Source organism: Neorhizobium sp. USDA 3394 (assembly GCF_056280385.1).
Map to the genome: position 1 here is coordinate 2,120,342 of NZ_JBWCDU010000001.1, position 18,592 is coordinate 2,138,933.

The 18,592-nt window shown below is 62.0% G+C and carries 16 protein-coding genes; 10 read left to right on the top strand and 6 right to left on the bottom strand.

The genetic code is table 11. From position 1 onward, the window contains the following. The first annotated feature begins 145 nt into the window (after positions 1-145). From ACZ9EJ_RS10150 to ACZ9EJ_RS10175, 6 genes are all read left to right on the top strand, one after another. Positions 146-607, top strand: coding sequence for an Lrp/AsnC family transcriptional regulator (locus ACZ9EJ_RS10150; protein WP_046630849.1), 462 nt, complete (start codon positions 146-148; stop codon positions 605-607). A gap of 92 nt (positions 608-699) precedes the next feature. After that, positions 700-1,029, top strand: coding sequence for a PilZ domain-containing protein (locus ACZ9EJ_RS10155; protein WP_046630851.1), 330 nt, complete (start codon positions 700-702; stop codon positions 1,027-1,029). A gap of 299 nt (positions 1,030-1,328) precedes the next feature. After that, positions 1,329-2,948: a sensor histidine kinase gene (locus ACZ9EJ_RS10160; protein ID WP_052764613.1), complete on the top strand. Its 1,620-nt coding sequence runs from the start codon at positions 1,329-1,331 to the stop codon at positions 2,946-2,948. Continuing rightward, positions 2,945-3,313, top strand: coding sequence for a response regulator (locus ACZ9EJ_RS10165; protein WP_052754108.1), 369 nt, complete (start codon positions 2,945-2,947; stop codon positions 3,311-3,313). Before ACZ9EJ_RS10160 ends, ACZ9EJ_RS10165 begins: the two co-directional genes overlap by 4 nt. Positions 3,314-3,472: 159 nt before the next feature. Beyond that, positions 3,473-5,461: a bifunctional 2',3'-cyclic-nucleotide 2'-phosphodiesterase/3'-nucleotidase gene (locus ACZ9EJ_RS10170; RefSeq protein WP_046640728.1), complete on the top strand. Its 1,989-nt coding sequence runs from the start codon at positions 3,473-3,475 to the stop codon at positions 5,459-5,461. Between the two features lie 79 nt (positions 5,462-5,540). Then, positions 5,541-6,377 (top strand): PhzF family phenazine biosynthesis protein, encoded by an 837-nt coding sequence (locus ACZ9EJ_RS10175; RefSeq protein ID WP_046640729.1) that lies wholly within the window; start codon positions 5,541-5,543, stop codon positions 6,375-6,377. A gap of 86 nt (positions 6,378-6,463) precedes the next feature. Here the strand turns inward: ACZ9EJ_RS10175 and ACZ9EJ_RS10180 are convergent, their stop codons facing one another. Beyond that, entirely contained in the window at positions 6,464-7,024 is a 561-nt protein-coding gene (locus ACZ9EJ_RS10180; RefSeq protein WP_046640730.1) for a DUF2087 domain-containing protein, read from the bottom strand. Between the two features lie 298 nt (positions 7,025-7,322). On the opposite strand from ACZ9EJ_RS10180, the gene ACZ9EJ_RS10185 reads away from it, so the two are divergent. Continuing rightward, a complete protein-coding gene (locus ACZ9EJ_RS10185; protein WP_046630859.1) occupies positions 7,323-8,351 on the top strand; it encodes a CorA family divalent cation transporter in 1,029 nt (342 codons plus the stop codon). Between the two features lie 36 nt (positions 8,352-8,387). On the opposite strand, the gene ACZ9EJ_RS10190 is transcribed toward ACZ9EJ_RS10185, so the two are convergent. Continuing rightward, positions 8,388-9,356 (bottom strand): LysR family transcriptional regulator, encoded by a 969-nt coding sequence (locus tag ACZ9EJ_RS10190; protein ID WP_046640777.1) that lies wholly within the window; start codon positions 9,354-9,356, stop codon positions 8,388-8,390. A gap of 161 nt (positions 9,357-9,517) precedes the next feature. Between ACZ9EJ_RS10190 and ACZ9EJ_RS10195 the strand changes: the two genes are divergently transcribed. Beyond that, positions 9,518-10,135, top strand: a complete 618-nt coding sequence (locus ACZ9EJ_RS10195) for an FMN-dependent NADH-azoreductase (protein ID WP_046630861.1) — start codon at positions 9,518-9,520, stop codon at positions 10,133-10,135. On the opposite strand, the gene ACZ9EJ_RS10200 is transcribed toward ACZ9EJ_RS10195, so the two are convergent. The 3 genes from ACZ9EJ_RS10200 to ACZ9EJ_RS10210 form a co-directional block, all read right to left on the bottom strand. After that, positions 10,132-11,415, bottom strand: coding sequence for a GGDEF domain-containing protein (locus ACZ9EJ_RS10200; RefSeq protein WP_046640731.1), 1,284 nt, complete (start codon positions 11,413-11,415; stop codon positions 10,132-10,134). The two genes, ACZ9EJ_RS10195 and ACZ9EJ_RS10200, sit on opposite strands and share 4 nt — an antisense overlap. Positions 11,416-11,500: 85 nt before the next feature. After that, positions 11,501-14,689 (bottom strand): ammonium transporter, encoded by a 3,189-nt coding sequence (gene amt, locus ACZ9EJ_RS10205; RefSeq protein ID WP_046640732.1) that lies wholly within the window; start codon positions 14,687-14,689, stop codon positions 11,501-11,503. Between the two features lie 132 nt (positions 14,690-14,821). Then, on the bottom strand, positions 14,822-15,145 hold the full coding sequence (locus tag ACZ9EJ_RS10210) for an HlyU family transcriptional regulator (RefSeq protein WP_046630867.1): 324 nt from the start codon (positions 15,143-15,145) through the stop codon (positions 14,822-14,824). A gap of 104 nt (positions 15,146-15,249) precedes the next feature. On the opposite strand from ACZ9EJ_RS10210, the gene ACZ9EJ_RS10215 reads away from it, so the two are divergent. Further along, on the top strand, positions 15,250-16,266 hold the full coding sequence (locus ACZ9EJ_RS10215; RefSeq protein WP_046640733.1) for a glycerophosphodiester phosphodiesterase family protein: 1,017 nt from the start codon (positions 15,250-15,252) through the stop codon (positions 16,264-16,266). Positions 16,267-16,401: 135 nt separating this feature from the next. Then, positions 16,402-17,316, top strand: a complete 915-nt coding sequence (locus ACZ9EJ_RS10220) for an alpha/beta hydrolase (protein WP_251090402.1) — start codon at positions 16,402-16,404, stop codon at positions 17,314-17,316. Here ACZ9EJ_RS10220 and ilvA read toward each other — a convergent pair. Further along, on the bottom strand, positions 17,309-18,523 hold the full coding sequence (ilvA, locus tag ACZ9EJ_RS10225) for a threonine ammonia-lyase (protein ID WP_285229972.1): 1,215 nt from the start codon (positions 18,521-18,523) through the stop codon (positions 17,309-17,311). The genes ACZ9EJ_RS10220 and ilvA overlap by 8 nt on opposite strands. Between the last annotated feature and the right edge of the window lie 69 nt (positions 18,524-18,592).

Sequence of the window (18,592 nt, forward strand, 5' to 3'; positions counted from 1 at the left end):
TCTCAGGTTGTGGCTTTCGCCGGTTGATGTTCCCAGCCTCAAGCAAACCAGAGAATCGCGCGAATGTCCTTGCGAAGACGAATTGCGAAATGTCGTATTTTCGCAGATAATTGCTTGAATGGAGAATTTTTCGAAGGATCTGCGAATGAGCGCCATGGATGCCATTGATCTTGCGATCTTGCGGACCTTGCAGCAGGAAGGCCGCATCTCCAATGCGGAGCTTGCCGAGCGGGTCGGGCTGTCGCCGTCGGCCTGTTCGCGGCGGCTCGACATCCTCGAGAAAAGCGGCACGATCAGTGGTTACCACGCCCGCCTTTCCAACAAGGCGCTCGACTACAAGATGATGGTGATCGTCCACATCTCGCTGTCCGGCCAGTTCGCCAAGACGCTGACCGAATTCGAGGCGGCGGTGAAGCTCTGTCCCAATGTGCTGGTCTGTTACCTGATGTCGGGTGAATACGACTATATCCTGCGGGTCGCGGCCAAGGATCTCGAGGATTACGAACGCATCCATCGCGACTGGCTCTCGGCGCTGCCGCATGTGGTGAAGATCAATTCGAGCTTCGCGCTGCGCGAAATCATCGACAGGCCGAATGTGGGGCTGTGATCGGGATCGCTCGACTTTTACGGATCGTCCTAAAGGGATTTCAAGGCGCCGCGTATATCTTCCGCGCCTTAGGGAAACACGAGGGACAGACCATGATCAACGGACGAATGAAAACCCGCAGTGCCGAGCGCAAGAAGACCCGCATCCTGGGTACGGTCAAATATTTCAACCAGGCCGTCGAAGGTCGCGTTACCGACCTTTCGCCAACCGGCATGGCGCTCGATCTCGGCGGACGCACGCTGCATGCCGCCGACGGCAGCCCGGTCCGGATCGAAAGCGAAGAACTCGGCATTCTCGAAGGCACCGTCAAATGGCGCCGCAGCGGCCGGCTCGGCGTGCAGTTCAGCATCAACAGCAATGCGCTGGCGCAGGTATCGTCCTATTTCCGCTTCTTCCACAGAGAAGCTCCAGGCCCGCGTTGAGGCCGGCAGGCTCAATTTCAGCATCGCCGACTAAACTTGTCGCGTCGCGAATCATGGCCATGCATAAATGCAACCAATGTAAAGGCGGCGTCCAAACGAAATATCAAGCGTCGATTGGCGCTTACCGATTATTTACTACTTGCCGTTGAATCTATAAGTGATAAAATCCTAATCTAAATCGGAGCCAGCATAACTAAATCCCGTCCTCGTCAAGAGTAGCGGCTGTTCAAGCGTCCACGTTTTTCCCGCCTGCATTGAGCTGAACGTCACGGCACGCAGGCAAAACCAAGGATGTATAGATGGTTGCTATTCCCTTTAGCCTGCCCTCTCCGACATCGCGGGCGCCGCGCCTGCTGGTTACCGTTGTTATAGGGTTCGCGGTCGCGCTGCTGGCGCTGGGCACACTTCTGGCCCAATCCGACGAGCCGAGCCGTCCGGCCGTCACTGCCGGCGAGGCGGCCGTCCTCCTGACACTTGCGACTGCCTTGTTCGCAGCATCCATCTGGGCAAACCGAAAGATACAGCGCGATATCGACGCGAAGTTCCACCGGCTCGAACGGTTCATGCAGGCATTCGGACAGACGCAGGGCATGTTGCGCAGCCTCGACGGCAGGATCGTATTCTGGGGGATCGGCGCGGAGCGCCTTTACGGTTATTCCGAAAAGGAAGCCCTTGGAAAGGACGGTGTCGAGCTCCTGTACACCCGCTGCCAGACCTCTCTAGAAGACATCAACTCGGCTCTCGTTCGCGACGGGGAATGGCAGGGCGAGCTGACGCGTCGCCATAAGGACGGCAGGGATATCCACATCGTCAGCAAATGGTCGCTGAGCCGCGGCGAAACCGGGGAGCCGGAAGTCGCGATCGAAGTCAGCCATGATATCACCTCCATCAAGCTGGCCGAACGGCAGCTCCATCAGACCAACGCCCTGTTGCGCGCCATTCTCGAAACCGCGCCGGGATTGATCTATGCCAAGGACATAGAGGGCCGCATCATCCTGGCGAACGTCACGATGCTCGACCTGATCGACAGGCCATGGTCTGATGTCGACGGCCGCACGGACATGGAGTTCCTGAACAGCAAAAGCCAGGCCCGGACCGTCATGGCCAATGACCGCCGGATCATGGATCGGGCGAGAACCGAGGAATTCGAAGAGGTCATCAGCCACGAGGGCAACCATCCGCGGATATGGTCGTCGACCAAAGCGCCCTTGCGCGCCGCCGATGGCAAAGTCATCGGCCTGGTCGGCGTCTCGGTCGAGATCACCGAGAGAAAACGGATCGAAGAGCGGCTGCAGCTCATGGTCAACGAGTTGAACCACCGCGTCAAGAACACGCTTGCAACTGTCCAGGCCATCGCCTCCCAGACCCTGCGGGGCGGCGATCCGATCGTGCGCCAGAACCTGGAGCGGCGCCTCATGGCACTGGCCGCCGCCCATGACGTGCTCACCCGCGAAAACTGGGAGGGAGCCGGCATCGACGACGTGGTAACCGGCGCGCTGGCGCCATTCGGCGAAGGCGGGGACTATCGCTTCGCAGTCTCCGGGCCATCGCTCCGGCTGCTTCCGCGGGCTGCGCTCGCGCTTGCCATGGCTCTGCACGAATTGACGACCAACGCCCTGAAATACGGCGCGCTCTCGATGCCCAACGGTCAGGTCGCGATCAACTGGCAGGTTGTCGAGGGTGCCAAACCTCTGCTGCGACTGACATGGACGGAAAGCGGCGGCCCGCCGGTGGCTGCGCCCTCCAGACGAGGGTTCGGCGTCAGGCTGATCGAGCGCAGCCTTGCCCAGGATTTCGGCGGCGAGGCATCGGTGATATTCGACCAGCCTGCCGGGATCATCGCCACGATCGAAGCCCCGCTTGCCGATGTTGCCGCCTCGATCGAGGTTACGCCTTTCGTCCAGGCGGGTACACAGTGAACAACACCCATATCTTCGCCGGAATTCGCGTCCTCATCATCGAAGACGAGGCGCTTGTGTCGATGATGCTCGAAGAGTTCCTGGAGCAGATCGGCTGCCGGACGATGGGGACGGCCTCGCGGCTCGACGAAGCGATCAGCAAAGCCCGGTCGCTTCAGCTGGACATGGCCCTGCTCGATGTGAACCTCGCCGGCGAAGCCAGCTTTCCAGTCGCCGAAATTCTCACCGCGCGGGACATTCCCTTCATTTTCGTGACCGGATACGGACCGCTCGGCCTGCCTGCCGACATGCGCCATATCCCCATCCTTCCCAAACCTTTCCAGATGGCCCAACTCGTCGATGCCATGCGAATGGCGGCCTATTGATGCCCGGTGCCCGCACCTCATCCGGGCGACGTTCGAGATAGCGGCAACGATCACGCGCTCATCGCCTCAAACGCTTCAGAATCCGCTTGGAGATATAATCCACGCGCGCCAATATGGCGCCGAATTGTCGCTTATCGGTCCGTTCCAAGGAGGCTGCCTATGTCGTCGCTCAACGATCTTCACCCGATCACCCGCCGCTCGCTGCTCGGAGGTTTCGCCGCCTCGTCGGCGCTTGTCATGCTGCACCCGTTTGCCGCCCGCGCAGCCGGCAACCAGGCGCATCTGCGCATCATGGAAACGACCGATATCCACGTCCACGTCTTCCCCTACGACTATTACGCCGACAAGCCGAACGACACGCTCGGCCTTGCCCGCACCGCCTCGATCATCGACGCGATCCGCGCCGAAGCCGGCAATTCCATGCTGATCGACAACGGCGACTTCCTGCAGGGCAATCCCATGGGCGACTACATGGCCTATGAGCGCGGCATGAAGGAGGGCGACAAGCACCCGGTCATCAAGGCGATGAACGTACTCGGCTACGATGCCGGCACGCTCGGCAACCACGAATTCAACTACGGCCTCGATTTCCTGTTCAAGGTCCTGGCCGGCTCCGGCTTTCCTTTTGTCTGCGCCAACCTCACCAAGGGCCAGCTCGCCTCCGACGCCAAGAAGGACGAGCTTTTCCTCAAGCCTTACGTGATCGTCGAAAAGCAGATCCGTGACGGTTCGGGCGCGACGAGCCCGGTCAAGGTCGGCTTTATCGGCTTCGTGCCGCCGCAGATCATGACATGGGACGCGAAGAACCTCGAAGGCAAGGCGCAGACCCGAGACATCGTCGATGCGGCCAAGGCCTGGGTGCCGGTCATGAAGGAGGAAGGCGCCGATATCGTCATCGCCCTCTCCCATTCCGGCATTGACGGAGGCGGACAGAGCGAGCGGATGGAAAATGCGTCGCTTTATCTCGCGGGCATTCAAGGCATCGATGCGATCTTCACCGGCCACCAGCATCTGGTCTTCCCGGGCACCAAGGATTTCGACGGCATTGTCGGCGCCGACACCAAGAAGGGCAAGCTGATGGGCAAGCCGGCCGTCATGGGCGGATTCTGGGGCTCGCATATGGGCCTGATCGACCTCTTGCTCGAAAAGGACGGCAAGAACTGGAAGATTGTCGATTCGACCTCCGAAGCCCGGCCGATCTACCACCGCGACGAGGCTCGCAAGATCGTCGCAGACGTCAAGGACAAGCCGGAAGTCATCGCCGCCGCCAAGGAGGAGCATGAGGCCACGCTTGCCTACGTGCGCCGCGCGGTCGGCAAGAGTTCGGCGCCGCTCTACTCCTACTTCGCCCTGGTCGCCGACGACCCCTCGGTGCAGATCGTCTCCAATGCCCAGACCTGGTACATCAAGGACATGCTGAAGGAGGGCCAGTACAAGGACATTCCCGTGCTCTCGGCCGCAGCGCCCTTCAAGGCAGGCGGCCGCGGCGGCGCCGAGTATTTCACGGATGTCCCGGCGGGCGACATCGCCATCAAGAACGTCGCCGACCTCTATCTCTACCCGAACACCGTGCAGGCGGTGCTGATCACGGGAGCGCAGGTCAAGAACTGGCTTGAAATGTCTGCCGGCATGTTCAACCAGGTGCAGGCCGGCGCGAAGGATGCGCCTCTCCTCAACAATGACTTCCCGTCCTACAATTACGACGTCATCGACGGAGTGACCTACCAGATCGACCTGTCGCAGCCGACCCGCTTCGACAAGGACGGCAAGCTGATCAATGCCAACGCCAACCGCATCGTCGATCTGAAGTACAACGGCAAGCCGATCGATCCGGCCCAGAAATTCGTGGTGGCAACCAACAATTACCGTGCCGGCGGCGGCGGCAAGTTCCCGGAGATCGCCGGCGACAAGGTGATCTTCGTGGCGCCCGACACCAACCGCGACGTGATCGTGCGCTATATCGTCGAACAGGGCACGATCAACCCGTCGGCTGACGCCAACTGGTCGTTCAAGCCCCTGCCCGGCACAAGTGCCATCTTCGAAACCGGCCCCAAGGCCCGCCAGTACGCGACCGCGGTCAAGGGTGCCAAGATCGAGGACGCCGGCGACGGCGAGAACGGCTTCGCCAAGTTCCGGCTCGTGCTGTAACGGCCAATACCATCTTTCGGCGATATCTGGACGGCAGCCTTGGCTGCCGTCTTTCTTTTCAACTGCATGAGGCAAGGCAATGCCGAAATTCTCCTTCCAGCAGGTCGACGTCTTCTCCAGCCAGCCGATGCGCGGCAATCCGCTTGCCGTGGTGATAGGCGCCGACGGACTGAGCGACGCGCAGATGCAGTCCTTCGCCAACTGGACCAATCTCAGCGAAACGACATTCCTGCTCGAGCCGACCGATCCGAAGGCCAGCTACCGGGTCAGGATCTTCACACCGTCGCAGGAATTGCCGTTCGCCGGCCATCCAACGCTCGGCAGTGCGCATGTCTGGCTCTCGCAGCAACACATATCACCGACCGGCGACATCGTGCAGGAATGCGGCGCGGGGCTCGTCCGCATCCGCCGTGACGGCGATCGGCTTGCGTTTGCTGCGCCGCCGCTTACGCGCAGCGGCCCGGTGGATCCGGCGCTGGTGGAGCGGATCGCCAGGGCGCTCAGCCTGCCCGCCAACCTGATCGAGGATTCCAGCTGGTGCGAGAACGGCCCGGACTGGATCGGCGTCCGCCTGCCCTCGCGCGCCGATGTGCTGGCAGTCAAGCCGGACTATTCCGCTCTCGCCGGCACCCGCGTCGGGCTCGTCGGACGCTTCGATCCCGATCTTGACGGCGGGGACGCACAATTCGAGGTACGTGCCTTTACCCGCAACGGCTACGAGGATCCGGTCACCGGCAGTCTCAACGCCGGCCTTGCCCAATGGCTGATCGGATCCGGCGTCGCGCCGGAAAGCTACGTTGCGGCCCAGGGCACCGTGCTTGGCCGCGCCGGCCGGGTTCATGTCGACAAAGTCGGAGACGATATCTGGATCGGTGGAGACGTGGTCACATGTATTCAGGGTGCGCTGGAACTCTGATCCTGTCGGAAATGCCATCGGCAGGGAAAGTCCCGGCCGATGGCTCACGATCGCGATTGAGACCGATCCGGTGGGCCGGCTGACGGTTATGCGGCCTTTGCCCTGGCGAGACCGATCCGCGACAGCATCAGCTTCAATTCCGCCGGCGGCTTCTGTTCGATCCGGCGGTATTCGCGGCCGTCGCGGGTGCGCTGGACGAGACCGAAATCGAAGAGGTCCCGGCGCAACATCGCAGCGTCGCCGAAGAGGTGCAGCGTGTTCAGCAGATCGCTGATCTGACGTTCGGTGAACTCCCGGTCCGCCGGTATCTTCGACCATAGGAACCAGAGGCAGATTTCCTGCTGCCCGCGCTTGCCGGGCCAGCGCACCAGCCTGCCCTCCTCGTCGAAATGGCGAGCTGTCTTCAGCACCCGCGCCTCATCGGGCGCCGGCATGTCGTCCAGCACCGGGCGCCACTCGGCGATGACGTCGGCCGCTTTGGCGGCAGCCCGAAAATGCTGGTAGTTGCGGAAACCCGCTGCGCGCGTCAGGAGATTGAGCATCTCCAGATGGCTCGGCTTGTGATCGAACCTGAGGATTTCGCTGCGAAGGGATTTGGCGAAAGCCGACAGGTCGGCGATCTCCATGGGAAAGATGGATCTCGGCATGTCTTATCCTTCAACGCGCCATTCCCTAAAAATCAGGGTGTCGCTGGTCGCCGGCTTGTCGACTGGAGCACGGGATAAGTGCTGATCATCTTCGTCTGTGCAGGTTTAGCTTCCCTTTCGGGACGGCGACGCCTCGGTGAACTGCTGACCGTGACGCCGTTATAGCAGAGGGTGAAACAGCGTCAACTCGCAGCGGCGCTCGGGCCGACCCATCCTTCTGAAGGGAATGGTTACACTTCGCGTGCACGATACTTGCTGATAAAATCGACGGACCCTGGCGTGAGGAGGACGCGCATCAATGCTCGAAAAGACCAAGACAGAAGTGAGCTACGGAAACGAGCCCGGCCTGCGCTTCGCCCTTGTCCTCGACGGGCATGGTGGCTGCAGGACGATGAACATGGCGGAGGCCTGCAGCTGGAAGCCCGGAGACGGTCTCGTCTGGCTGCATTTCGAGCGCGATCATCCGGCCACGGCGGAATGGATCAATACCAATGGCGGCTTCGATCCGCTGGTGGCGGAAGCACTTCTTGCAGAGGATTCCCGTCCGCGCGTCGAGCCCCTGGGCGACGGACTGCTGATCATCCTGCGCGGTGTCTGCGCCGCTCCGCCGGAAGAAGCAGAGAAAAACTCGGACGAGATCGACCTCGTGCCCCTGCATATCTGGGTGGACGAACACCGGCTGGTGACATTGCGGGACAGCGGCCACTACATCACGGCGCTACGCGATATCCGCCGGGCGCTCGACCACGGCAAGGGTCCCCGGCAGGCGGGGGAACTTCTGGCACTCGTCAGCGACAAGCTCGTCCGCGACCTGGAGCCGGTGCTCGACGACATGGACGAAGAGGTCGACGAACTCGACGAGCTGATTTTCAAGGGAGAAGCTGGCGAGGTCCGCCAGAGGCTCAAGCTGCTGCGTCGCCGCGCCGTGCAGCTACGCCGCTATCTCGCGCCGCAACGCGACGCGCTCAACAGGATCGAGCACGACGACGCCCCATGGCTCAGGGAACGGGACAAGCTCCGCTTCCGCGAGGTCATCGACAAACTGATGCGGTTCATCGAATATCTCGACGCAATCCGCGACCGTACCGGCATCCTTCATGACGACCTTTCGACGGTCATCGGCGAACGGATCGCGCGCAATTCCAACCGGCTTGCCGCGTTGGCGGCCCTGCTCCTGCCCCCGAGCGTCGTCGCCGGTCTCTTCGGCATGAATGTCGGCGGCATTCCCGGCGTCAACGACACCTGGGCTTTCCTGATGATCGTTGCGCTGGTCATCGTTATTTCCGCCGGCACGCTGTGGATCCTCAAGCGCATCGAGTGGCTTTGAACCCGGCTTCGACGCGCCCGGTCCGAACCGCTTCGGCTATTCGGCGGCTTGAGGTATCGCTTCCCGAGGTTCGATACCGAGCATCTGCTTGAAGTCGCCATGGCTCGGGCAGGTCGAAAGGCGGCGCTCCATGGCCTCGACCAGCCACCGGCCTGCAGGCCCCAGCGGGTTTGCTGCCTTGCGCATGGCATAGAGCGGGTACTGGCTCTGCTCGTAGGCTTCGAGGTCGAGCGCAACGAGAGTTCCGCCCATGATGTCCCTTCCGGCGACGGACGCCGGCAGGCCGCCCCAGCCGAGACCACCCTTGATCAGCTGATACTTCGTGGCGATGTCGCCGACGCGCCATGTCTTGTAGGACAGAACGTTGAAATCGCGGCCCTTCGTCAGCCCGGACGTATCCGTGACGACCATCTGGACCTCTTCGCGCACGTCTGCGAGCGTCAGAGGCCGACCGAGTTTCGCAAGCGGATGTTCGGCGGCAGCGACCGGAATCATGAAGGAGTAGCCGATCTTCTCCATCACGACCGAATCCTCCTGCCGAAGGATCGATCCACCTATGCCGATGTCGGCCTTACCGGTGATGACCATTTCCATGACCATGCCGAGCTCGCCGACATTGAGGTTGAGCGCCACGCTCGGGAACCTCTCCCTGAACTCCCGCAGCTCCGCCACAACCGCATCCGACGGAACCATCACGCTCAGTGCCACCGACAGTTCTGCCTCCAGCCCCTGCTTGATGCCCTTTGCCCGGGCGCGCATCACCTGGAGGTCGGCGACGATGCGCCGGGCGTCGGTCAGCAGCGCCTTGCCCGCTTCGGTTAGCTTCGGCTGGCGGGCGCCGCTGCGCTCGAAAAGCGCCACGTCCAGCTGGGCTTCAAGATTGCCGATCGTGTAGCTCACCACCGATTGCGCCCGGTTCAGCGCCCGCGAAGCTGCGGAAAAGCTGCCCGTCTCGGCAACCGCCAGAAACACCTGCAACTGATCGAGTGTGGGATTGGCATCCATGGTCATCATCCAAATTTTCGATAGGTACCTTCGATATTATCCCAGTTTTGTCGATGGGCGTCCACGCTTATCTGTTCTCTCGAACACAGCGGATCCACCCGCTCTTCAATCCTGCTGCAGGCCCAAGACTGCAGGCAAGATCTCCAGATAAGGAAAAAAGCATGTCCTCCATCCTCCTCGTCACCTCCAGCCCGCGCGGCAACGACTCGCTCTCCAGCAAGGTCGCCCATGACCTTGCCAACGAGCTGAGCGCCCGCGACAACGGCACCTCGGTCGTCCATCGCGATCTCGGCGCAAACCCCATCCCGCATCTCGACAGCGTCACCACGTCCGCCATCCGCAAGCAGGCGGCCGACCGCACCCCCGCGGAAGCTGCCGCCGCCGACTATTCGGACAAGCTGGTCGCCGAACTGATGGCTGCCGATACCCTGGTCATCGCCACCGGCCTCATCAACTTCAACATCTATTCGACGCTGAAGAGCTGGATCGACAACGTCGCCCGCGCCGGCCAGACGTTCCGCTATACGGCTGCAGGCCCGGAAGGCCTCGCCACCGGCAAGAAGGCCTATATCGTGCTCGCATCCGGCGGCGTCTATTCCGAAGGCCCGGCTGCCGGCATGAACCATGCCCTTCCCTACCTGACGACGGTGCTCGGCTTCCTGGGCATGACGGATGTGGAAGTCGTCTATGTCGAAGGCGTCGCCTTCGGCCCCGAAGCTGCTGAAAAGGCGATCGCCAGCGCCCAGCAGCGCAATCGGCAGCTCGCTCTCGCCGCTTAAGCCGTCCCTGCGCCTGACGGGACGAGCCTGCCAAGACGGCCGTGGACATTGTCCCGGCCGTCGTTTTTTGCGCGGTAGAGGCGTTCGTCGGCGCGCCCGAGCAGCGTATCGAGCGCGTGTCCGTCTTCCGGAGCCGTCGCGACACCGATCGAGACGGTGACACATTGGCCGTCGGGACGAATGACCGAACGACAGATGGCGGTCCGCAGACGTTCAGCGATCATCAGGGCGCTGTCGTGATCGGTATCGGGCAGGATCAGCACGAATTCCTCGCCGCCGAAGCGGGAGAGATGGTCGCTCGGGCGTGAACCTGCCTGCAGGCACAGGGCAACCTCCTTCAGCACCTCGTCCCCCTTCAGATGGCCGAAGAGGTCGTTGACCTGCTTGAAATGATCCGCGTCGACGATGATGAGGCTGAGCCCGTTTCCACGATCGAGACAGCGGTGAATGAGCTTCGGAACATCCGCCTCCAGACGCCCGCGGTCGAAAAGTCCGGTCAGCCCGTCGACGCCGCTCTTGGCAAGCAGCGCCTGATAACGCTCGCGAAACGTCAGGTCGTTGAAGATATCGGTGATCTCGCGCGTCGATCTGGCGAGCCGCGGGATCTGCTCGATCTTGAGATAGACGGCAAAAAGCAGCGAATAGAGCACCACGGACAGCAGCTTGGCATACCATCTGCCGAAGAAGACCGAAGGCGGCGCTCCGAAGAGGATGTTGAGTGCCGAATAGAAGCCGATCTGGTCGAAGGTCAGCATGGCCGCGCCACTGATCGCGAAGCGCAGCACGACATTGCTGCGCAGGACGCGGCCCAGCCGCTCGTAAAGCAGGATGACGCCGATCGCGTCGACATAGAGCAGCGCGGTGCCCCATATCATCAGCCATCCCATCTCGTTCAGGAAATCCATGTCGGCAGCGCGGCCGCCGGGCAGTGCCACGACTTCATGCGCCTGGAGAAGCTGGGCGATGCCGACCGTCAGGAGATTACCCAGGAAAAGCCCGTAGATCGGCTGGCGAACGACCGCCGCGTCCTCCTTCAGGTAAAGAAGCAGGATCATCATCAGCTTTCCGGCAAAAAAGACCGACGAGCCTGGTGAAACGGTGCCGAATGGAAGATCGATGTAGAAGACCGCGGCAAGGTAGGTCTCCATGAAATGCATGACGCCGAGTGCAGCCAGGAACACCCCGAGGCCGAGTTGGCGACGGAAATGCAGGAACGCCGTCATGACTGAGAAGTAGATCACCGCTTCCAGAAGGAAGAGGGCCAGATTGAACGCTTGCATTTCGATCCGCTTCCACCCCTTGCAGGTGCTATACCGCTGTAACAGCTATCGTTTTACGTGCTCCAACCCGTATGGATTATGGCCATTATGCATGACTATGCAATAACGGCTGGAGGGCTTCCCCTTCGAACGTCGGGTAATCCTGGATCTCCGGCAGCTTCTTTGGCACGTTACGGAGCTGAGTGGCGATCGCCGGGTCGATCTCGCGCGCGATCTCGCTGACTTTCCGGGGCTTGCCGAGAAGATAGCCCTGCAACTCGTCGCAGCCTGCATGCGCGAGGAACAGCGCCTGCTCGGTCGTTTCGACGCCTTCCGCGACGATCTTCATGCCAAGGCCGGTGCCGAGGTCGATGATCGTGCGTACGATGATCTGCGCATTGTCGACGAGGTTCAGGTTGTTGACGAAACTGCGGTCGATCTTGATCGTGTCGAACGGGTAGCGGCTGAGATAACTCAGCGACGAATACCCGGTGCCGAAATCGTCGAGCGCGATGTGGAAGCCCATGCGCTTCAGGTCGTTGAGTATCTGCACGGCGCGCTTGTCGTCCTCGATCAGCACGCTCTCGGTGATCTCGAGCTCGATCCGGTGCGGATCGGCGCCGGTGCGCTCCAGCAGTTCGGCAAGATCGGCGACGAAATCCGCGTGACGGAACTGCAGCGGGCTGACGTTGACACTGATATGGCCGTCAAGGCCGTCGAGTATCCTGCAGGCCTCGGCAAGCACCCAGGCGCCAAGCCGGATGATCTTGCCGGAGGCTTCGGCGACCGGAATGAAATCGCCCGGGCTGATCATGCCGCGCTTCGGATGGAACCAGCGCAACAGTGCCTCGTGGCCGATAATGAGGCCGCTTTCCGCCTCCACTCGCGGCTGCAGGTAGAGTTCGAACTCACCCCGCTGCAGGGCGATCTCCAGATCGACTTCCAGCGCCCGGCGCTTTTCGATCAGTTCGTTCATGCCGGGCCTGAACATTCGGCAAGCGTTCCGGCCGGCATTCTTGGCATGATAGAGCGCGACGTCGGCGCAGCCGATCAGCGCATCCATGTCCCCCGCATTTTCGGGGCACAGCGCGCCGCCGATGCTGACGCTGATATTGACCCGCTCGCCGTGGCCGATATCGATCGGGTAAGCCATCGCGGCGAGCAGCCGATCGCCGAACTTCTCCAGCTCATCTGTATTGGACGTATCGGCGATGATGACGGCGAACTCGTCGCCACCGAGCCGAGCGACGATGTTGTCCGGACCGGCTTCGGCCGCAAGCCGGACGGCGGTTTCGCGGATCACCGTGTCACCTGCCTGGTGGCCATGGATGTCGTTGATGTCCTTGAAGCGGTCGAGGTCGACCATCAGCACGCCACATCCCTTGCCGTTTTCAGCCGCGTCCACCAATTCGGTCAGCCGCTCGGAAAACAGTACGCGGTTCGGCAGCCCCGTCAGCGGATCGTGGAGAGCGAGGTAGCGCATGCGGCTCTCCGCCAGCTTGCGCTCCCTGAGGTCGACGAGGCAGCCGATACGGGCTTTCTCGCCGCGATAGAGGATGTCGCGGCCGCGCGCCTCGACGGGAATCTCCTCGCCGTCCGCCAGTCTCACGCGGATCTCATGGCTGCTGTCGTCATTGAGTTTCATCATGTCGATGACCCGGATCGTCTCGCCGTCATGCAGGAAATCGAACGCAGAACGGCCAATGATCTCGACGAGCGGCAGGCCGATCATCTTGCCGAGCTGTTCGTTGCCGTCGACGATGAGCCCGTCCCGGTGGATCAGGATCGCTTCGAACGTAGCGTTCGCAAGCGCTGCGACGCGCTCTGATTCCTCGTTGTCGCGCCGGAGTTCGATCAGCTCTCCGCGGCTGCGTTCCTCCTGCTCGATATTGTCCATCAGCCGGTTGAAGAGCCCGGTCAGCTTTTCCGCCTCGTCGCCCTTGACCATGGGAAGGCGCTTGCGCAGGTCGGCATTGCCGCCGAGAAGATCGGTCAGCGCATCCTCTACATGGCCGACGCCGAGGCGGGTCGCGTGTTCGGCAAGGTTCAGCCCCTCCTCTTCGTCCTTCGCCGAAACACGGATGCGCATCAGCCGGTCGGCCGCCCAGAAAAAGGCGTAGCCGAGACCGAAGGACCAATAGAAATTGACGCCGACGCCGACGAGCTGCACGTGCAACTGCGCCAGCCTGCCGCCAGCCGGAAGCTGATCGACCGGAGCGAGAAACGCCAAAAGCAGAGTTCCGGTGACGCCGGCAAAAGCATGCACGCCGATCGCGCCGACAGCGTCGTCGATCTTGAGCGTTCTTTCGATGAAGGCATTGCCGAAGATCGCCACCGCGCCACCGATCGCCCCGACCATCAGCGCGCTTGCCGGATCGAGGATATTGCAGCCGGCGGTGACGGCAACGAGCCCTCCGAGCATGCCGGAATTCGATTTTTCCGGAAAGATGACGCCGTCCTGGTAAAAGCCGATGACATAACCGACGCAGGTGCCCATGCCGCCGGCCAGTACCGTGTTCATGATGATCGGCGCCACCTGGTCGGTCACGCCGAGTGCCGAACCGCCGTTGAAGCCGATCCAGCCGATGAAGAGCAGCAACGCGCCGGTGGTCGAGAGCACAGGGCTGTGGCCGGCGATCCTGACGGGCGTGCCGTCGGCATTGAACTTGCCGATGCGCGGGCCGATGATCATGCAGGCCGCAAGCGCCACCCAGCCGCCGGTCGAATGGACGACCGTGGAGCCGGCGAAATCGACGAACCCCATCTGCGACAGGAAGGCGGATGCGTTCGGGAACAGTGCCGATCCCCAGGCCCAGTGCACGAAGACCGGATAGATCAGCCCCGACATGAACAACGAGCCGAAGACATAGGCCGCCAGCTTCATGCGCTCGGCGACGGCGCCCGACACGATCGTCGCGGCGGTGCCGCAGAACATGACCTGGAAGACGAAAAAGGCCGACTGCCAGCTGTCGAGACCGCGCAGGAAATAGAACTCGCTCTGGGTCCCGAACAGGAAGCCGTTCGAACGGCCGAAGGCGATCATGAAGCCGACCGCGGCGAACGCGACGACGCCGAAGACGAAATCGAGGAGATTTTTCTGCGCCACGTTGATCGAGTTCTTCGAGCGCACCATGCCGGCTTCGAGCAGAAGGAAGCCGACCTGCATCATCATCACCAGTCCCGCGGCGACGAGCACCCAGGTCATATCCAGCCGGGAAGTGTCCGAAAGGAGATCATCCGCGAAGGCAAAACCCGGGATAAGGCCGCCGGAAAGCCCGGAACCGACAAAAAGCATAAAATATGACTGGCGAGATCGCATTAAAAAGTCGACCGCAGAAAGACATCGGAACAGATGCTTCAAGCTATCGCTAATGCTTTAATTTTGAGTGTGGCCGGCAATCTTTGCGATCACAATGCGGAACGCATGTCACGCGGAGCGCGACTTCTCCCCATCGGAAAACAGCGAGGGGCCGTTCTGGTCGATGATCTGCTGAGCCTTGCGGACGGTATATTCGACCGCGTCGTCCATCGAGGTGAAGACGTCGGCGCGGACGAAATTACGCACCAAGGTCTCGCCTTCTACGTCCTTCTCGATACGTCCGGCAAGCCGGAACTGCGACCCTTCGCGGATCGGTGCCGGATGGATGATGCAGCCGCCATGCTCGACGGGCTTGGCGGAAGCGGCAGGTGCCTCGGCCGACTTGCCGCCACCGGAGAACATCGAGAAAATATTGGACAGAAACGAAGCCATGGCGGCTGCCTAGCATATTCCCGCGCAAGCCGGAAGCGGGGCACCCAAGGAAAAGTCGCGCTCGAGCGTCTGATGTCCATCCGCACGCTTCAGGAGCCGTCCGCATGAAATGGAAGATCGCCGCAATACTTTTCGCTGTCATCGCCGCGCTTTGGATCGGCAATACCTCCCTCTTCTCCCGATTTCCGGACGACCGTCCGCTCAGGATCATTGCCCATCGCGGCCAGCACCAGCTTTTCGATGACACCAACGTCCGGAACGACACCTGCACCGCGAGCCTGATGCTGCCGCCGACGCATGCCTACCTGGAAAATACCGTGGCAGGAATGAAGGCCGCCTTCGATGCCGGCGCCGACGTCGTCGAACTCGACGTGCACCTGACGCCGGACAGGCAGTTTGCCGTTTTCCACGACTGGACGCTCGATTGCCGCACCGAGGCCAAGGGCGTTACCGAACAGACCCCCATGCCGGTCCTGAAGACACTCGACATCGGCTACGGCTACACCGCCGACGGCGGCCGGACCTTTCCGTTCCGAGGCCAGGGCAAGGGCCTGATGCCAACCTTGCCGGAGGTTTTTACGGCGCTGCCGGAGCGTCGTTTCCTGATCAACTTCAAGAGCCGCCGCACAGAGGAAGGCGAAGTTCTGGCAACGCTTCTCAATACCGACCCCGTTGCCCGGGCGGCGGCGTTCGGCGTTTATGGCGGAAACGAGCCGACCGAAAAAGCGGTGGCGCTCGTCCCTGGCCTTCCCGGCTATTCCAATCGCTCCGCCAAATCCTGCCTCCTCAACTACCTGGCGCTCGGATGGAGCGGCCATGTGCCGGAAGCCTGCCGCGATACCCTGGTGCCGGTCCCGGCCAATCTTGCCTTCCTGCTCTGGGGCTGGCCGGAGCGTTTCTACGACCGGATGCAGGCGGCGGGATCGGATGTCGTGCTGATCGGCCCGTTCGAAGCCGGCGACGCCGGATCGTCCGGCATAGACGACCGGGATGCGTGGGACATGGTGCCTTCACGCTTTGCAGGCCTCGTCTGGACCAACGTCATCGAGAAGACCCGACCTGAGGTGGAACGCCGCGGCTTCTGTGCCCTGCCCGCCAGGCCGCATATCTGCGGCCGATAGACTTCCCGCCGTCACGAAGCCCGCCTATCATCTCATTCGGTTCGGAGGGAGCGCCGGATGCGGAGGAGTTTCTTGTCATGGCGGGCGATCATTTATGTGTGCGCGATCCTGATCGCCGCCTTAGGAGTGATGCTGATGTCCGGCCCACGCATGCCCGCTGACGGTTTCCCCGCCTTCGACAAGGCCCGCCTCGGCGCCGACATAGATGCCTATCTTGCCGCCAGCGAAAGCCGCTATCCGGACATCCGGCCGGGTGCCGCCAAACGCATCGTCTGGGCCGACCCGGCGACGAAGGCAAAGACGCCTTTCGCGATCGTCTACCTGCACGGCTTCTCGGCTTCGGCCGAGGAGATACGCCCCCTGCCCGACCGCATCGCGGCAGCACTCGGTGCCAATCTCTATTTCACCCGTCTCGCCGGCCATGGCCGCAGCGGCGATGCCATGGGGGAGCCAAGCATCAAAGACTGGCTGGCGGATTTTACCGAAAGTCTCGCGATCGGCGAAGCACTCGGCAATCGCGTCATCGTCATCGGCACCTCGACCGGCGCCTCGCTTGCGACGTTGGCGCTTGCCGATCCGAAGATCGCATCGCGCATCTCGGCGGCCGTGTTCGTATCGCCGAACTACGGCATCAACAGCTTTGCCGCATTTCTTCTGACGACACCGGTCGCGTCGCAGCTTTCAAAACTGCTACTCGGCGAAAGCCGCGGTTTCACGCCCTATAGCGACCGTCATGCCGCTCACTGGACGACCCGCTATCCGACAAAAGCGCTGCTCCCGATGGCCGCACTCGTGAAGCTCTCGGTCGAGAGCCCCGTCGAGCAGATCAAGACGCCGGCGCTATTCCTCTATTCCTCGCTCGACCTGGTCATCCGACCCGACAAGGTGCGCGCGGTCGCAGCTCGCTGGGGCGGGCCTCACGCGCTTTTCGACGTGGGAAAGACCGGTGATCCCGGCAACCATGTGATTGCCGGCGACATCGTCTCCCCGGCGACCACCGGACCGCTTGCCGACCAGACCATCGCCTGGCTGCAGACCGTCCTCAGATGACGAGGTTCGCCAGGATCTCGTTCTCGGTAATGTCCTGATACCCCATGCCGGCCGCATCGAACCGTTCGAGCAGGCCGGCGAAATTCTCCGGCCTCACCGTTTCGATGCCGATCAGGATTGAGCCAAAATTGCGGGCCGATTTCTTCAGGTATTCGAAGCGGGCGATATCGTCTTCCGGGCCCAGGAGATTGAGGAAATCGCGCAGCGCGCCGGGGCGCTGAGCAAGCCGCAGCACGAAGTATTTCTTGAGACCGGAATAGCGCATGGCGCGTTCCTTGACGTCCGGCAGGCGCTCGAAATCGAAATTGCCGCCCGAGACAACGCAGACCACCGTCTTGCCGGCGAGCTTTTCGCGTCCCAGCATCTCCAGCGCGGTGATCGACAGGGCACCGGCCGGCTCCAGCACGACACCCTCGACATTGAGCATCTCGGTGATCGTCACGCAAATCGCGTTTTCCGGCACCAGCAGGACCTGGTCCGGCGAAAATCCCTTCAGCGCCTCGAAATTCAGGTCGCCGATCCGCGCCACCGCGGCACCGTCGACGAAGTTGTCGAGCTTGGCGAGCGTGATCGGTTCGCCGGCTTCGAGGCTCTTCTTGAGGCTCGGGGCGCCTTCCGGCTCGGTGAAGAGAAAGTCTTCCCGCTTGACGATCTCCTTCAGATAGCCGGTCGTGCCCGACGAAAGCCCGCCGCCGCCGACCGGCAGGATGACCAGATCGGGCGTCACGCCTTCCGGCAATTGCTCGACCAGTTCAGCCGCAACGGTCGCCTGGCCCTCGATGATGTCTGCGTCGTCGAAAGGCGGAACCATGACGCCGCCGATCTCTTCCACATAGGCGCGGGCCGCCGCATAGCACTGGTCGAAAATGTCGCCGATCAACCGGATGGTGATGAAAGGGCCGCCGAACATGCGGGTCTTGTCGATCTTCTGCTGCGGCGTCGTCACCGGCATGAAGACCACGCCCGGCACTTCGAAATGCCGGCAGACGAAGGCAAAACCCTGCGCGTGATTACCGGCCGAGGCGCATACGAAGGTCTTGCCCTTGGCGCCCGAGGCAATCGCCTTGCGCAGGAAGTTGAAGGCGCCGCGGATCTTGTAGGAGCGGACCGGAGACAGGTCTTCGCGTTTCAGCCAGATTTCGGCACCATAACGCCGGCTGAGGTGCTCGTTCATCTGCAGCGGCGTTTCGGGAAAAATCTCCCGCATCGCGACTTTCGCTTCGTCCACGGCGGCTTTCGTCACGCCTGCCCCGGTCACACCTGCCTTGGTCACATC

Coding starts and splice junctions, on each gene's coding strand:
- ACZ9EJ_RS10150 (WP_046630849.1), top strand. CDS start 146: ATGAGCGCCATGGATGCCATTGATCTTGCGATCTTGCGGACCTTGCAG.
- ACZ9EJ_RS10155 (WP_046630851.1), top strand. CDS start 700: ATGATCAACGGACGAATGAAAACCCGCAGTGCCGAGCGCAAGAAGACC.
- ACZ9EJ_RS10160 (WP_052764613.1), top strand. CDS start 1,329: ATGGTTGCTATTCCCTTTAGCCTGCCCTCTCCGACATCGCGGGCGCCG.
- ACZ9EJ_RS10170 (WP_046640728.1), top strand. CDS start 3,473: ATGTCGTCGCTCAACGATCTTCACCCGATCACCCGCCGCTCGCTGCTC.
- ACZ9EJ_RS10175 (WP_046640729.1), top strand. CDS start 5,541: ATGCCGAAATTCTCCTTCCAGCAGGTCGACGTCTTCTCCAGCCAGCCG.
- ACZ9EJ_RS10180 (WP_046640730.1), bottom strand. CDS start 7,024: ATGCCGAGATCCATCTTTCCCATGGAGATCGCCGACCTGTCGGCTTTC.
- ACZ9EJ_RS10185 (WP_046630859.1), top strand. CDS start 7,323: ATGCTCGAAAAGACCAAGACAGAAGTGAGCTACGGAAACGAGCCCGGC.
- ACZ9EJ_RS10190 (WP_046640777.1), bottom strand. CDS start 9,356: ATGGATGCCAATCCCACACTCGATCAGTTGCAGGTGTTTCTGGCGGTT.
- ACZ9EJ_RS10195 (WP_046630861.1), top strand. CDS start 9,518: ATGTCCTCCATCCTCCTCGTCACCTCCAGCCCGCGCGGCAACGACTCG.
- ACZ9EJ_RS10200 (WP_046640731.1), bottom strand. CDS start 11,415: ATGCAAGCGTTCAATCTGGCCCTCTTCCTTCTGGAAGCGGTGATCTAC.
- amt (WP_046640732.1), bottom strand. CDS start 14,689: ATGCTTTTTGTCGGTTCCGGGCTTTCCGGCGGCCTTATCCCGGGTTTT.
- ACZ9EJ_RS10210 (WP_046630867.1), bottom strand. CDS start 15,145: ATGGCTTCGTTTCTGTCCAATATTTTCTCGATGTTCTCCGGTGGCGGC.
- ACZ9EJ_RS10215 (WP_046640733.1), top strand. CDS start 15,250: ATGAAATGGAAGATCGCCGCAATACTTTTCGCTGTCATCGCCGCGCTT.
- ACZ9EJ_RS10220 (WP_251090402.1), top strand. CDS start 16,402: ATGTCCGGCCCACGCATGCCCGCTGACGGTTTCCCCGCCTTCGACAAG.
- ilvA (WP_285229972.1), bottom strand. CDS start 18,523: ATGCGGGAGATTTTTCCCGAAACGCCGCTGCAGATGAACGAGCACCTC.